Origin of the sequence: Polyangium sp. 15x6, from assembly GCF_029960785.1 — a bacterium.
Lineage (GTDB): Bacteria > Myxococcota_A > Polyangia > Polyangiales > Polyangiaceae > Polyangium.
Genome location: NZ_JASBQE010000018.1, coordinates 116,979 through 130,810 on the forward strand (window position 1 = coordinate 116,979; position 13,832 = coordinate 130,810).

At 67.5% G+C, this 13,832-nt stretch carries 17 protein-coding genes; 7 read left to right on the plus strand and 10 right to left on the minus strand.

Annotation, left to right across the window (positions count from 1 at the left end):
• Window positions 1–88 precede the first annotated feature (88 nt).
• The 4 genes from QHF83_RS15900 (at window position 89) to proB (ending at window position 4,195) form a co-directional block, all read left to right on the plus strand.
• Window positions 89–541, plus strand: coding sequence for a hypothetical protein (locus tag QHF83_RS15900; protein ID WP_282418677.1), 453 nt, complete (start codon window positions 89–91; stop codon window positions 539–541).
• Complete coding sequence (locus QHF83_RS15905; RefSeq protein ID WP_282418678.1) at window positions 538–2,346, plus strand: FAD-dependent monooxygenase; 1,809 nt, start codon at window positions 538–540, stop codon at window positions 2,344–2,346. The genes QHF83_RS15900 and QHF83_RS15905 overlap by 4 nt, the downstream gene beginning before the upstream one ends.
• 66 nt (window positions 2,347–2,412) lie before the next feature.
• The gene (locus QHF83_RS15910; protein WP_282418679.1) at window positions 2,413–3,081 is read left to right on the plus strand and encodes a hypothetical protein; all 669 of its coding nucleotides are present in this window, start codon (window positions 2,413–2,415) and stop codon (window positions 3,079–3,081) included.
• Window positions 3,074–4,195, plus strand: a complete 1,122-nt coding sequence (gene proB / locus QHF83_RS15915; protein WP_282418680.1) for a glutamate 5-kinase — start codon at window positions 3,074–3,076, stop codon at window positions 4,193–4,195. Before QHF83_RS15910 ends, proB begins: the two co-directional genes overlap by 8 nt.
• Before the next feature lie 58 nt (window positions 4,196–4,253).
• Here proB and QHF83_RS15920 read toward each other — a convergent pair whose 3' ends face one another.
• Window positions 4,254–4,538 carry a hypothetical protein gene (locus QHF83_RS15920; RefSeq protein ID WP_282418681.1) on the minus strand — a complete coding sequence of 95 codons (285 nt, stop codon included), beginning with the start codon at window positions 4,536–4,538 and terminating at the stop codon, window positions 4,254–4,256.
• A gap of 178 nt (window positions 4,539–4,716) precedes the next feature.
• Here QHF83_RS15920 and QHF83_RS15925 point away from each other — a divergent pair, with 178 nt between their 5' ends.
• The 3 genes from QHF83_RS15925 (at window position 4,717) to QHF83_RS15935 (ending at window position 7,127) form a co-directional block, all read left to right on the plus strand.
• A complete protein-coding gene (locus tag QHF83_RS15925) occupies window positions 4,717–5,526 on the plus strand; it encodes a hypothetical protein (protein ID WP_282418682.1) in 810 nt (269 codons plus the stop codon).
• Window positions 5,527–5,528: 2 nt separating this feature from the next.
• Window positions 5,529–6,311 (plus strand): hypothetical protein, encoded by a 783-nt coding sequence (locus QHF83_RS15930; RefSeq protein ID WP_282418683.1) that lies wholly within the window; start codon window positions 5,529–5,531, stop codon window positions 6,309–6,311.
• Between the two features lie 573 nt (window positions 6,312–6,884).
• On the plus strand, window positions 6,885–7,127 hold the full coding sequence (locus tag QHF83_RS15935) for a hypothetical protein (protein ID WP_282418684.1): 243 nt from the start codon (window positions 6,885–6,887) through the stop codon (window positions 7,125–7,127).
• Between the two features lie 103 nt (window positions 7,128–7,230).
• On the opposite strand, the gene QHF83_RS15940 is transcribed toward QHF83_RS15935, so the two are convergent.
• The 9 genes from QHF83_RS15940 to QHF83_RS15980 form a co-directional block, all read right to left on the minus strand.
• Window positions 7,231–7,665: a hypothetical protein gene (locus QHF83_RS15940; RefSeq protein ID WP_282418685.1), complete on the minus strand. Its 435-nt coding sequence runs from the start codon at window positions 7,663–7,665 to the stop codon at window positions 7,231–7,233.
• Between the two features lie 129 nt (window positions 7,666–7,794).
• Window positions 7,795–9,498: a tyrosinase family protein gene (locus QHF83_RS15945; protein ID WP_282418686.1), complete on the minus strand. Its 1,704-nt coding sequence runs from the start codon at window positions 9,496–9,498 to the stop codon at window positions 7,795–7,797.
• Window positions 9,495–9,863 carry a hypothetical protein gene (locus QHF83_RS15950; RefSeq protein ID WP_282418687.1) on the minus strand — a complete coding sequence of 123 codons (369 nt, stop codon included), beginning with the start codon at window positions 9,861–9,863 and terminating at the stop codon, window positions 9,495–9,497. Before QHF83_RS15950 ends, QHF83_RS15945 begins: the two co-directional genes overlap by 4 nt.
• A 305-nt stretch (window positions 9,864–10,168) precedes the next feature.
• A complete protein-coding gene (locus QHF83_RS15955; RefSeq protein ID WP_282418688.1) occupies window positions 10,169–10,909 on the minus strand; it encodes a DJ-1/PfpI family protein in 741 nt (246 codons plus the stop codon).
• Between the two features lie 373 nt (window positions 10,910–11,282).
• The gene (locus QHF83_RS15960) at window positions 11,283–11,609 is read right to left on the minus strand and encodes a hypothetical protein (protein WP_282418689.1); all 327 of its coding nucleotides are present in this window, start codon (window positions 11,607–11,609) and stop codon (window positions 11,283–11,285) included.
• Window positions 11,596–11,775: a hypothetical protein gene (locus QHF83_RS15965; RefSeq protein ID WP_282418690.1), complete on the minus strand. Its 180-nt coding sequence runs from the start codon at window positions 11,773–11,775 to the stop codon at window positions 11,596–11,598. Before QHF83_RS15965 ends, QHF83_RS15960 begins: the two co-directional genes overlap by 14 nt.
• Window positions 11,772–12,122, minus strand: a complete 351-nt coding sequence (locus QHF83_RS15970) for a hypothetical protein (protein WP_282418691.1) — start codon at window positions 12,120–12,122, stop codon at window positions 11,772–11,774. Before QHF83_RS15970 ends, QHF83_RS15965 begins: the two co-directional genes overlap by 4 nt.
• 15 nt (window positions 12,123–12,137) lie before the next feature.
• The gene (locus tag QHF83_RS15975; RefSeq protein ID WP_282418692.1) at window positions 12,138–12,443 is read right to left on the minus strand and encodes a hypothetical protein; all 306 of its coding nucleotides are present in this window, start codon (window positions 12,441–12,443) and stop codon (window positions 12,138–12,140) included.
• A 763-nt stretch (window positions 12,444–13,206) separates the two neighbouring features.
• Entirely contained in the window at window positions 13,207–13,584 is a 378-nt protein-coding gene (locus tag QHF83_RS15980; RefSeq protein WP_282418693.1) for a hypothetical protein, read from the minus strand.
• Window positions 13,585–13,832 lie beyond the last annotated feature (248 nt).

Below are 13,832 nucleotides of genomic sequence, written 5' to 3' on the forward strand. Positions count from 1 at the left end.
CCCGAGGGGCGGGGCATGGCCATTTCCAGCCACCCGATGGCCGCCTGCGGCCATCGGGCCCCGCCTCGCGCGTGCTCTACTCGCTCGCATGAGCTCCGAGCACCCGCCTTCGTCCACGACCTGGGTCGCGGGCAAGGCGCTTTGTATCTTCTCGGCCTTCACGTACGGCCTCCTCACGGCGTTGATCGACGTCCTCGATCCGCACCACCTCCGCAATCCCGGTTGGCCGGGGCATGCGCGGTTTCACCTGTTATGGCTCATCAGCGGCGGAGCCCTGGGCGCGCTCGTCTCCGTGTACCTCTTCTGGACCGCCACCCCGCGTTCCCTCTCGCGCATCCGGACGGGCGCCCTCCTCGGGTCCCTCCACATCGGTGGATTCTTCCTGGCCGCCCTCTTCAAGAACGCGGCGGGCGCTGAATTCGACGCCGATGGCCGGGTCCTCTTCGGCTTCCTCCCGCCGGCCATGCTGCACCTGATGATCTCCGCGGCGCTGCTCTTCGTCGGCGTCTCGCTTTGCCACAAGAAAGGGGCTGCGACATGAGCGATCGGACCGTCAATACACCCGTCCTCGTCATCGGCGGCGGACCTTCGGGCATGGTGAGCGCCTTGTGCCTGGCGAAGCGCGGCGTCGATTGCATCCTCGTCGAGCGCCGGCCGGGGCTCGACACGCATCCCAAGGCCCACGAGCTCTCCGCGCGCTCGATCGAGATCCTCCACGAGCTCGGGCTCGGATACGACGAGCTCTCCGCGGAGGCGTCGCCGGCGGAGGACGCGGCCAAGGTCCTCTTCTGCGACACGATCGGCGAGGAGTTCGGCTGCATCGATCTGCGAGCCGGCAGCATCGGGCGCAAATACCGCGAGCACCTCGAAGCGCCCATGCCCTACCTCAATCTCTCCCAGGTCGAGCTGGAGAAGACCCTGCAAAAGCACGTCGCGGCCTCGCCGCGCATCCAGTCGTTCTACAACCACCAGTGGAATGCCTTCGAACAGGACGAGGACGGCGTCGCGAGCCGGATCGAGGACCGGGCGACCGGCGAGACGTTCACGATTCGGAGCCAGTACGTCCTCTGCGCCGACGGCGCGGGGAGCCGGGGTCGCAAGGCCCTCGGCATCGAAATGAGAGGCCCGGACAAGCTGCTCGACGTCGTCAATGCCTACTTCCAGGCCGATCTGCGCCACGTCGTCCGCACCCGCGGCAAGCTCTACTTCATCTTCTCGCCCAAGGCGCCGGGCAGCGTGTTCATCGCCCACCACGTCGAGAAGCGATGGGTCTTTCATCACCCCGTGGCGACGCCCAACGAGAAAATCGAGGAGTACACGCCCGAGGTGATGCAGAAAAAGATCAAGGCGGCGCTCGGGCGCGACGACGTCGACATCCAGATCACCTCGATGAGCCACTGGCGCATGACGGCGCAGGTGGCGGATCGCTTCCGGAGCGGGCGTGTCTTTCTGGTCGGCGACGCGGCCCATCGATTCCCGCCCACGGGCGGGCTCGGTATGAACTCCGGGATCGGCGACGCGCACAACCTCGCCTGGAAGCTCGCCATGGTGCTCGATCGGCGCGCCCCGCCGGAGCTCCTCGACAGCTACGAAGCCGAGCGCCGCCCGGTGAGCCAGACGAACTGCGACGAGAGCCGCCTCAATTACGAGAGAATGGGCGAGGTCGCGGAGGCCTTCGGCATCGACGTGAAGGACGCTCGATGGGTGACGGAGACGCTCTCGAGCTCCACGATGCGCGCCTTGCCCGAAAAACTCCGCGCCTTCGCCGGACGACAGGCGCAGCGCTACGCCGAGAGCGTCCTCGCGCGGTACCACCGAGATCCTTCGGTGCGCGAGCGCGTCCTCTCCGCCATCGCGCACCAAAAATCCCATTTCGATCGGATCGGTCTCGACCTCGGCTACACCTACGAAGAGGGCGCGATCCTGCGCGACGGCACGCCGCCGGCCGCGTCCGACGACCGCGTGTCCTCCTACGTCCCCTCGACGCGGCCGGGCGCCCGATTCCCTCATTTCTGGCTCGATGGCAACGAGCGGCGCCGGAGCAGCCGCTCCATCCTCGATTACCGCGCTTCCATTCTGCTCGTCGGCGCGGCGGTCGAGACGCGGCCTTCGGACGTCGAGGCGCTCGACCAGGTCGAATCACTGCACGGCGTCCGCCTCTTCAAGCTCGGCGCGGCGGAGATCCCTGCTTGTCACGTCGCCGCGGTGCACACGGCCTCGCAGATCGAGCCCGACGGCGCGCTCTTGATCCGGCCGGACGGACACGTCGCGTGGAGACAGCCGCGCGGCGTCACGCTGTCCGTCGCGCTGATCGCCTCGATCGTGCGGCAGGTGTACGGAGCCTAGCTGCGGCGAGGCGGTCGGGGGGTGAGGGCTTGCCCCGTTGCCGGCCGCTCGGGTACGGTCGGCTCCATGACGACCCCCGCCCCTGCCGTGCGCCCCCAGAGCCAGAGCACCGTCGCGGTTCCCACGGCGGCGCCCGTGCCCTCCGGCCGCCTCGCCGTGCTCTCCGCGGCGGCCATGGGCGCGCTCGCCATCCCGCTGCCGATCCTGCCGGACCGCATCGTCACGCGCCTGCGCGGCGCCCTCGCCCACGACACGGCGACGCGCCACGGCATCAGCATCACCACGGATGCCCGCCAGATCCTCGCCAACGTCGACAGCGAGCAGAATGCCGCCCGCGCCCTCGGCCGCAAGGCCGCCGAGGCCATCGGCCTCGCCATCTTGAAGCGCGGCCTCGGCCCCCTCGGCGCCCTCACGAACCTCGCCCGCGCCCTCGAGGTCTTTGCGTTCGGCCACCTCTTCGACCGCTACGTCGCGCAGGTTCGTCGCTCCGGCGCCGTCCGCATCCACGCCGAGGAGGCCCGCAAGATCCGCGAGACCATCGACCGCGCCTTCCTGCACGCCTTCTCCCCGATGCTCCGCCCGACGCCGATCACCTTGCCGGACTCCGTCGAGGATCTCCGCGACGAGTTCACCCGCTGGATCGACACGGCCATCCTCACGGGCGCCTCGCTGCCGAGTTACATCGAGCGCCGCCTCGAAGCCGCCTTCGACGAGGTCGTGAGCCACGATGGTTGAGCGAGACGCGGTCGATCTTTCCCACCCTCGCGCCGTCCTCGGAAAAACACGGCGCGCCATCCTCAAGATCGGCTCGAAGAGCCTCACCGGCGACGCCTGGGACCGCCTCGCCCAGGACGTCGCCGCCTACCGCGGTCACCGCGCCGGCCGTGGCGGCGGGCGCAGCGTCGTCATCGTGTCGAGCGGCGCGATCGCCCACGGCATCCAGAAGCTCGGCTTGAAGAGCCGACCCAAGGACATCGCCTGGCTACAAGCCGCGGCCGCCGCCGGCCAGAGCATCCTCATGCAGCGTTACGAGGAGGCCTTCGACAAGGTCGGCATCCCGGTCGCCCAGGTTCTGCTCACCCACGCCGACCTCGCCGACCGCGCCCGGACGAACAACGCCCGCGGCGCCCTCGGCGCCCTGCTCGAAGCCGGGTGCGTCCCGATCATCAACGAGAACGACGCCGTCGCGGTCGAGGAGATCAAGTTCGGCGACAACGACCAGCTCGCCAGCATGGTCGCGCCCCTCGTCGACGCCGACCTCTTGCTCCTCCTCTCCGACGTCGAGGGCCTGCTCGACGCCGAGGGCCGCCGCGTCCCGCTCGTCCGCAGCATCGCCGCCGAGGCGCGCCCGCTCGCGGGCGGCTCGACCTCGGGCGTCGGCACGGGCGGCATGACGAGCAAGGTCGAGGCGGCACGCCGGGCGACGCTCGCCGGGGCGCACGTCGTCATCGCGCACGCCCGCGAGCCTGGGATCCTCGGCCGCGTCGTCTCCGGCGAGGACGTCGGCACCTTCTTCCCGGCCGTCCCCCAGCGCCTCAGCGCCCGCAAGCACTGGATCGCCTACACCCTCCGCCCTCGCGGCGTCATCCTCGTCGACCGTGGCGCGGCCGAGGCCATCTGCGCCAAGAACCGCAGCATCCTCGCGGTCGGCGTGCTCGGCGTCCGCGGCGTGTTCCAGCCGGGGGACGCCGTCTCCGTCGTCGACCCCGACGGCCGGGAGATCGCGCGTGGCCTCTGCCGCCTCTCGCCGTCCGACGCGGCGCGCGTGGCCGGGCAGAAGCGCGAGGAGGAAGGGGAGGAGATCGTGGTCATCCATCGGGACGACCTCGTCGTGCTTCCGTCCGAATAGCTACTTGCGTTACAGTGCTGGGACTTTTTTCGAAGTCCTGGCCGATGTCCTTCCTTCGTCAACATCCCACGTGGCTCCCGGCGGTTTGGCTGGTCGCGCTGGCGGCGCCGGCGGCTGCGCAGGCGCCATCCGCGTCTTCGCCAGCGTCGTCCGCGTCTTCGCCAACGCCTCCCGCGTCTTCGCCAGCGTCGTCCGCGCCTTCGCCAACGGCGCCCGCGTCTTCGCCGACGCCGTCCGCGCCTTCGCCAGCGTCGTCCACGTCTTCGCCAACGCCTCCCGCGTCTTCGCCAACGCCTCTCGCGTCTTCGCCAACGGCGCCCGCGTCTTCGCCAACGTCGTCCACGTCTTCGCCAACGCCTCCCGCGTCTTCGCCACCGTCTTCCGCGCCTGCGCCAACGTCTCCCGCGCCTGCGCCACCGTCTCCCGCGCCCATCGCACCCACACCCACGCCGGCCCCGGGGCTGACGAAATTCCAGGTACAATCGCACGCTTACAGCGGCCTGCGCTGGCAGGGGTACACCGTGGGCGCCAGCATCCGCGGCGGCGGCGGCATGTACGGCTCCTCGCTCGGCCAGGGCAACCCGCTCGTCACCGGCTACCGATTCGTCGAGCGTGGCGGCTTCATCTCTGGCCTCGTGATCGGCGGCATCTTCTACCTGCTCGGCGCCACCGCGGCGAGCATGCCGGACGCGACCAACGTCTCGAGCTCGTCCTATTTGCGCACGAACAACCGCGGTGAAACCGAGCGCGTCACCACCACCACGTACACCGCCAGGTACGACCGGAGCCCCGAGGCACGCGAGGCCGCCCTGCAGGCGGCGGAAGAGGGCGCCAAGGACCTCGTCGCCTACCGCCAGCAGTCCTTCGAGCTCGACGTCTTCACCCGCGACTGGTTCGGCTCGACCCTCGGCGACGCGCGCGGCTACCGCATGAACTTCCTCCTCACCGCGTACGCGGGCAAGTGGTTCATCATCGAGACGGGCTTCGGCTTCGGCGACGTGAGCGCGATCGTCCCGGGCAAGGACATCCTCGTCGAGGAGAAATACGTCGGCATTCCGATCCGGTTCATCGTCCCCTGGGGCCCGTTTTACGCGCAGGCCGCGCTCGATTTGAACTTCCGCGGCCTCGATTTCGGCCTGCTCGCCGACGACGAGATCGAGACGCGCAACGTGGACGGGCGGAGCATGCGTGTGGACCCCGTGCGGCCGATCCCGTTCACCTTGTCGGTCCATGCGATGCTCTGGCGGCTCAATCTCTCGGTCGGCGTCGAGACGGCGCGGCCGTGGACGGGCCAGTTCGGGTATGTCGCGACGGCGGGGGCGAGGTTTTAGCCATGAGACTTCGCACGCGACCGCTCGCCGCCGCCTCGATTCTGTTTGCCGCGCTCGCCCTCGCGCCCGAGGCGGCGCGCGCCGACGACTGGAGCCCGAGGGACGAGTATTCGAGCGACGACCTCGCCGCGCAGCGCTACGGCCTCGGCACGACCCATTTCGCGAGCGTGGGCATCGTCTACATGCCCGGCTCGATCGTCGATTTCGAGGAAGACGAGCAGAACCCGCCGATCTCGGGCACCGGGTATTTCACGGTGGCGGCGGCCGTCCTCCCGCTCCCCACGCTCTTCGGGGGCATGGGGGGCATGGAGGCGGATTTTTCCATTGGCTTTCCGGCCTTCAAGTCGTACTTCGGCGGCTTCGGCGCGAACCTCGGGCTCGTCGTGCAGCCGATCTCGTTCCAGCACCTGCGCGCGAGCCTCGCCGTGGGCGGCGGCTTCAATGCCCACGGCTATGGCTACGTGAAGCCGCGCGTCGCTTTCACCATCGTACCGGGCTACATCGACGCCGAAGCCACGTACCGCTGGATCCCCGCGACCGCGAGCAACATCTTCGGCGGCAAGTCGGACGGGCTCGAGGACGAGGGCTTCGGCGAGCACAAGCTGCGCGCGTCCTTGTTCGTCTCATTTCGACCGAAGACGGGCGACCTCGAAGAAGATTTCGGCAAGGTGGGCGTGCACCTCTTCTACGAATACACCCGCGTCAGCGGCGATGAAGAGGAGCTCGCCCGCGTCCGCATCCGCCCCGGCGACTACATGAGCTTCGGCCTCGCCGCTGCCCTCTAGTCCCGAGGGGGACGCCTCGCGTCCCCCTCTCGTCCGGGCAAAGCCCGGACGATTCACCCCCCGAGAACGGTTCTAGCACCCCTGACCCGGCGTAACCCGCAGGATCCGCGTCCTGCTGACGACGGATCGGCCCCGTTGGCGCGCGTTGGTGCCACTTCGGACCCCGTGGCCGCCCTTTGGGGCATCCCCAGAGCCGACCCACGGATGGCACTGCTGGCGGTGCTCATCCAGGGTGAGGTCACGGCAGCAGCGGCAGGCGACGCGGAGGCTGCGACGGTCGCCCACGATGCGGCGGCAAGGCTCTTCGGGATGATCCCAGGAAACGATGCCACGGCTGCGGCGCGGGCAGCCCACCACGCCGTCGGCAAGCTACTTCGCGCCACCAGGCAGGGGAGATAGCCTTCGAAAAGAATGTGGAAGCCGGCCCCCCCTCACCCGAAAGGGGGGACCCCGGGTCAGAGTGACCGGAACCCTATCCCGCTACGGGTTCCGTCACCCCTGACCCGGCGCAACCCGCTGGATCCGCGTCCCGCTGACGACGGATCGGCCCCGTTGGCGTGCGTTGGTGCCACTTTGGACCCCGCGGCCGCCCTTTGGGGCATCCCCGGCGCCAACCTACGCAGGACCCTTCTGGCCGCGCTTGTGCAAGGGGAGGTCACCGCGGCAGCGGCAGGCGACATCGACGCCGCGGTGGTCGCGCACGATGCCGCTGGCCGACTCCTCGCGATGATCGCAGACTCCGATGACAGCACAGCCGCCGTGCAGGCGGCGCACGCGGCCGTCGGCAAGCTTCTTCGGGCCATGAAACGACGGTGATCCCCCCGATTGCAGCCCCCCTCGGATCCGAGGGGGCACCACGGCGACGCGCGGCGCGGCCCGAGCGCCGATTCGGCCACGGCGCCCGACGGCGCCGCTTGTCTTACAACGGCTGCTTCACCATCAAGAACGACGCGACATAGCCGGCTTGCCCGCTGCCATGGCGCACCGTGCGCGTGACGCTGCCGACGAGCGCCGGGACCTGGTCGACGCCGCCCGGCCAGCTCGGCACCACGTAGCCATGATATTGATAAACCCAACCTTGGGTAGGACTGTTGTCGATCCCGATCCCCGTCATCACCAGCGTCGTCGGCGCGAGCCCCTGCCCCGCGTAGAGGCGGCCCGAAAGATACATCTGCACCTGACCGCCCCAGCTCAACGTCGCTTTCACCACCTCGTGATCGACGCGCTCGATGGTGATCGTCCCCTCCGCGAAGAACAGAGCCAGAGCCTTCTGCCCGTCGTCTCCGACCGGGCTCGGGTCATTCTTGAAGCTGCGATAGGTCCACTTCCCGAGCAAACCGTTGTTCTGGTCCATCGTCCTCACCTTTCGACAAAAGGGTTCCGAAATGCCCCGCCCGCACCTCCGTGGAAAGGGACGGCGCGTCGTGATCACCTCGGCACACGTCGCGTGGGGGCGGCGCTCGCGCCCGGCCCCCGCGCGGCGCTACCGCACCGCCATCCGGGCCTTAATCCGGTTCACCGGCGCGCTCGCGGACACGCTCGCCGCCGCGAGCTTCCCGGTGCTGCTCACGGCGGGCACGCTGCTCGGCAGGTTGCTGAAGAGCACGCCGTCACGACCGTGAACCATCACGCCGAGATAGACCTCGCCGGCCGACGTAGCCAGCGTGAGCTCGCTGATGCCGGTCGCGGTCGGGGTCACTGCCGCGAGGCTCTCCGGCAGCGGGAAAGTCGCGCTCGCCTCCAGGTGCGTCTGGCAATTGGCGCACCCCTGCACGTTCCAGCGGCTCAACACCGCCTCGCTGCCCAGGTGTTGCGGCTTGCCGTCGATGACGGCGAATGCCGAGATCAAGAAGGATCCGCGGATCCGCGCGCGGTTGACTCCGGAGACGTGGAGCACCCGCGTACCCCGGCTCTTCTCCTTCGTCGCTGCGACCGCGCGCGGGCCTTCGACCAGATCTTCGAGCGACCCGTGGCTGTAGGTGAAGCCGAGCTGTCGCTCGATGTCGATGCAGTCTTTGGAGGTGTAGGCCCGCCCGTTCGCGTGCTTAAACGGATCGAGCGGCGTGTCGAGCGTGAGCCACGTGTTCGGCGCCACGCCGGGGGTGGGGCCCTGGTTGTCGGCCGAGTTTGTCCCGGGGTACTGGTCGATCACCTCCAGGTGATCGGTGCACCGGTGCTTCTTCTGCCACAGCCAGAACACGCGGTCGACGTTGCAGTGATGGAAGAAGAAGATCGGGTCGAGACCGGCGGTGTCGTTCTCGCCCATGTCGCCGTTGGCGCCATCGATCGGAGAGCGATCGAACGACGGGATCTCGAAGCCACCCACCGCGAGGTGAACGCTGTTGTGCGGAGATTCCAGCGAGACGACCCTGCCTGGACCCGACGTCCCGTCGGGGTTCAGCCGGTCATCGTTCCACTGCTTGGCGGACGTCGTGTTGGAGAACACTGTGTAATTGGGCGCGTCCAGGCAATCCTCGTACCTCTGCGCCACGTTGGTGTTGATGCGATTTCCATTGATGACGATGTGCGAGGTCAACCAGTCGACGACGTTCTGATTGAGGATCTCGACGTTCTTTTGGTAGTCCTTGAACTGCGCGTTGTGCTCCTCGGTCGCCTTTCGGTCCTTGTCGGTGCCGACGAGGCCCGAGAGCGGGTAGCGCACGGTCTCGTAGCCGCGGAGCTTCGTGTAGTTTGGGCTGTTAGGATCGCCGGTGTTATCGGCGCTGACGTTGTCGACGATGTTCTTCGGGAAGACGAACGAGCGCAGGGGGTTCGGAATCGTCTGGCCGTCGAGCTCGAAGCTCTCGACGGTGAGCGCCCAGGGAATTCCGTGCGCCAGCGAGTCCTCGCTGGTCTGGTCCCAGTAGGGAAGCGTGACGTCTTCGCAGCCCGGGATGCTCCGGAGCGCCTCCTCCAGCTTCACGAGATACATGCGGTGCCAGGTGGGAAAGAGGATGTTGCCGTGGTGGCAGTATCCGCCCCAGTAGAGGTTGGTGCCCCAGCCGCCGCCGCGGAACGGCTCGCCGTGGAAGCCGCCGATCATGAAGAACGATCGCGGATCCTCCGGTGATAGCTCCTTGACGCCTTTCCACGCGCGCATCAGGTCTTCCAGCGGCTTCTTGTGGCCCTTCTCGTAATCGGCCTGGATCTCTTGAATCGAGCGGCGGACGCGCAGTGCTTTGGTCATGAGTGACCGTCCTTTCGAGACAGTTGAAAACCGGATGTCATGGATCGATCGATGGTGAAGCTGCTGGCGAGCGAGCTCGCGACCATTAGCGCTATGCCGCAGAAGAGGAGCCAGCGGGCCTCGGGGAACAGGCTCCTCCCGCCGAGGATGATGGCGACGCCGGCGAGGCCCAGCAGGAAGGTGCCATATCCCTTCTTGGACGCCCGCTTGAGCAGCAGCAACAGGTTCAAGGCCGAGAGGCCAACGAGCAACGGATGGAGCCATGCCACGTAAGGCATACGCGCCAGCCAGACGCTCCCGAACATGCTCATGTAGGTCGCCCAGCAGACCGGACATTTGGGAAAGAAAGCGATCAAGACGCTCAACAGCGCCGTGAGTATGGGCCGCGAGGCCCTCTCGACCACGGCGGCCGGTGCGTCGACCGGCGGCGCGGCCGCCAGGTGACATTGGCACGTCTGGGCCGCTTCGTCGCTTGGGCATGAGCGGCCTCCATGCCGTGAGGCTTCCGTGCATTCGCTCATGACGAGTCTCACCCCTTCCAATGCTCCCTCCAGGTAGCCCAAATATCGCCCCTGTCGAGTCTCCACGGGCGGATACGTGGCTCTTCGCCTCCACGAGCGCCTGCCGTGCCCGCCCTACCGGCGGAGCCTTGCCGAAAGCTCGCAGCGCTTCAACCTGCCAGCGTTTTGCGCGACGTCGGCACCGTGGCCTGCTGCGGATAGACGATCGGTGCCCCGGGATCGCGGTGCCAGTCGTATTCGGCGCTCAGCGCCGCCGTTTCCGCGACGGCGCGGCCCGCCAGCCGCGAGACCAGGTGAAAAGCCAAGTCCGTACCTGCGGACACGCCGGCGGAGGTGACGTAGTGTCCGGCGTCGACCCAACGCGAGACGTTGTCCCACAGCACCTGTGGACCGAACCCGGTCACCCAATCGAATGCCTGATGGTTCGTCGCAGCGGGCTTTCCGTCGAGGAGCCCCGCCTTGGCCAGCACCGCGGCCCCCGTGCACACGGACGCCATGATAGCCACGCGCTGGTCCATCGCCCTCACCCAGTCGAGGAGCGCGCCCGTCGCACCCTGATCCCCGAGAAGGCGGCCCACCCCGAAGCCGCCGGGGATCATGAGCACATCGAAATGCTGCTCGAGCGCCTGGCTGCGGAAGATGTCAGGCGCCACCCGGGGCCCCTGATAGCTCTTCACGGGCGCCGGCTCCTTGACGACGACGGGGGCGCCCACTTCGTTGGAGATCAGGACCACATCGAACGGGTAAGGCGGTGGATCGGCGTAACCGGTGCCGATAAAACGCGCGATCGTGAACGCTTCGGCAAATCCCCAGACATCCAGCGGCTCGAAACCATCGAATACGAGGATGCCTATGCGCTGCGGGCGGGGCGACTGGCTAGACGTCGACATGTGTTTCCTCCCCGGTACGTGCCGCTTTCAATTACGCAAAAGTACGCCAACGTACCAACGCCCAGCAGACACGATGCGGGTTCGCAAGTCAAGTCTATTCATGCGCCTAGGGAAAATAGCCCGCCGGTTTCACCCCGCGCATGGAAGCCGTCACCCCGCCGCTGGGCCAAACGCGCGCTCCGCGCCCCCAGCCCCCCTCCCGACCCCTGCGGGAGCCCGAACCACAAGATCCGCCTGTCCGCGTAGACGGACTCGCCACGGAGGCGGAAGCCCGTGAGAGCAGACCAGGGCCGTCCCAGAACAACACCAAGCTTCGGAAAGAAGTCGAAGCTCGCACGACGCACGAGCCCCCGACGTAACTCTCCGCGGATTGTCACCTCTCGCCCTCGGCATAACGCCGCGCCAGCTCCGGATCCGGCTCCTCGCCCAGGCTGACGACGAGCCTTCGGTACTGCCCGAAGATCAGCACAACATCCTCTTGCAAGGTCGGAACGGGCGTGAAGGGGGGCAGCACGTATCGGCTGAACCCCATGAACTTCTCAACGTGCCGCACGTGGCCAATCCGACGCCCGAAGCAGAACACGAGGAGCAATCCGTCCTTCGCACGTGCTCGCACGTGGCCGATGCGCTGGCCTTCGGCAAAGACATCCCAGCTCTCGCCGTACGGCCGCAGTTCAACCGTGAATTTACGCTGCGTCATCGTCGACCATCCGGAGCGCAAACGGCGTGCCGAGAAGAATCACCAGGATGCAAACATACGGCTCGGGGCCGGCATCGGTGAACAGCGCGAGAAAAACGACGGCGAGAATTGCACCGACGCCGGCGATGCAGACCACGGCAATGGCGCCAGCCTCCTCGGGGCTCACTTCGCCCGCGCCGCAATGGTGACATTGAACGCCGTTCGGTGGACCTCCTGTGCGACGCGTCCGGCTTCCTTGGGGGTCAGGGCGTAACCCCTGAACACCTTGCGCCCTTCGGGATCGATCGCCCCCTCTTCGACATACACGTACCCATCGCTCCCGAGCGCGAGGCGTTGGAGGCAGGCCCAGCGGAGCAAGCCCTGCGTGCCGTGCTGCGCGCGTTCGTCGGCGGTCAGCGCGTAGCCGGTGAACACGCGTCGGCCTGGCGGCGGCTCCTCCTCGAATCGAACGTAAATCACACCGTCGCTCGCGAGTACAAGCTCGGTCTCCATGGTCGGCGGCTCGGTTGTCATGTTGTCGCACTCCTTTTAGAGGGAAATTCGGAGCTGAACGCGATGGGGCAGCGACGGCGTTTCCTGCGTTCTCTCGATGGCGACAACGCCAGCCTTCTCCAGGCGAATCAGTGCCGGCACGAGCGTCCCGGAGACCGACATGTCGCACAGGATGTCACGCAGCCGCACAAAGGAGATAAATCCATCGGCATCCGGCCGCATCCGGGACAGCGCGTAATGGACGACCCCTTCGGCGTACGCCTCCCTCCCGTGCTTGCGCAGCGCCGTCGCATAGTTGGCGACGTCGACGGCGGCGCGCTGGTAGTCCGGGGCCGAGCGCATGATTTCGAGCAGGAGCAGCTCCCCGCGCTCCTCGTGCCCGACGGCGCCCGCGGAGACCCGCGTTGCCCTCGCCGACCGCGGCGGCGGAAGCGGCGGGAGGCGATCCGAAAGGCGCGGTCTGCGGATGCGCTCGCGCCAATCGTGCAGCAAGGCGCCCGCGAAGGCACGTGCGCGGCTCCACGCGGAGGGCGGATCCACGAACGTGTCCCGCACCGGCTCGGGATGCACCGTGCTCGCGCGCACCCCGCTCTGCGGTGGAAGCGCTGGACGGTCCATGACCGTTGTTTCTGCGTCGTCGTCGATGTCACGCGCGGTATCCATGGGCCTCCAAGCGATTAGGAGACGACCCCCAGGAGGGGGCGATAGGAGGATGCTCGCCCAGAGAACCACTACCCATCGCCCCCTCCTGCGAGTCGTTTCCTTGTTCAGCGTTCGTCAGTCCTCGCCGCTCGAAGACGAGGCGCTGCCACGCGCCACCCCGGGTAACCGGAAATGAGCCAATGGAGCCATGCATAATGCCTTGCGCTGAATGACAGCGCCTCGGCTTCGAGCGGCGAGCGGACCAACGGAGGCGTCGAGCCCTTCGCCCTCCCCAGTGGGGCCGCGATGCTCCGGACAGCCCACGGGGAAGGGGCGGCCTACACGCGGACCCGCTGGGAAGGACGAACGATTCGCCCCTCAGACACAAACAATGCAGGGGCTCGAAGCGGGGTAACGCGGGCGGTGCCGATTTTTTCAGCGGAGGGGTCGGGCCCGGTTCGTCCTACTTGATCTCGTAGAAGGGATGCAGGCAACAGAACGTGACCGCCCTCGTCACGTCACGCACGGCGCTGCCCGTAGGCGTCCCGCCGCTCGCCTCGCAGCTCCCGGGCACGTAGGCGAGGTCCGTGATCGCTTTGCCGGCGATGGCGTGGCCTACGGGAAGTATGTTGACGCACTGGTCGTAGGGGGACTGGAGGCCGCTCTGCTCGGATTGCGAGGAGCATGCGGCGTCGTCGTACAGCCGTATCGACGCCGTGCATCCGCCTCCCGAGGGCTGGCCGCATTCGCACTTGGCACAGCCTCGACCGTCGATGACCCCGTCGTCCGGAAACATCTCATAACGCGCGTAAAGGTAATTGTCTGGACAGGGAACGTCCACGCCTTCACGAACGATGCACTGGAGCCACCCCGGTCCGGGATCGCTCACACAATACTCGGTCCCCCCGTCCGAATAGCACGCATCGTCATTCGTGTTGGACATGCATGCGAGGCCGGCAAGTTTCCACTCCGTTTTCTTCGTTAACGCGGGTGTCTCGCTCTTGGGGGGGCATGACTCGCTCGTCGGACCCGGGAGCGGGGACAACCATACAGATTGAGCACACGGCTCGCCCCCGCACTGCGCACCGG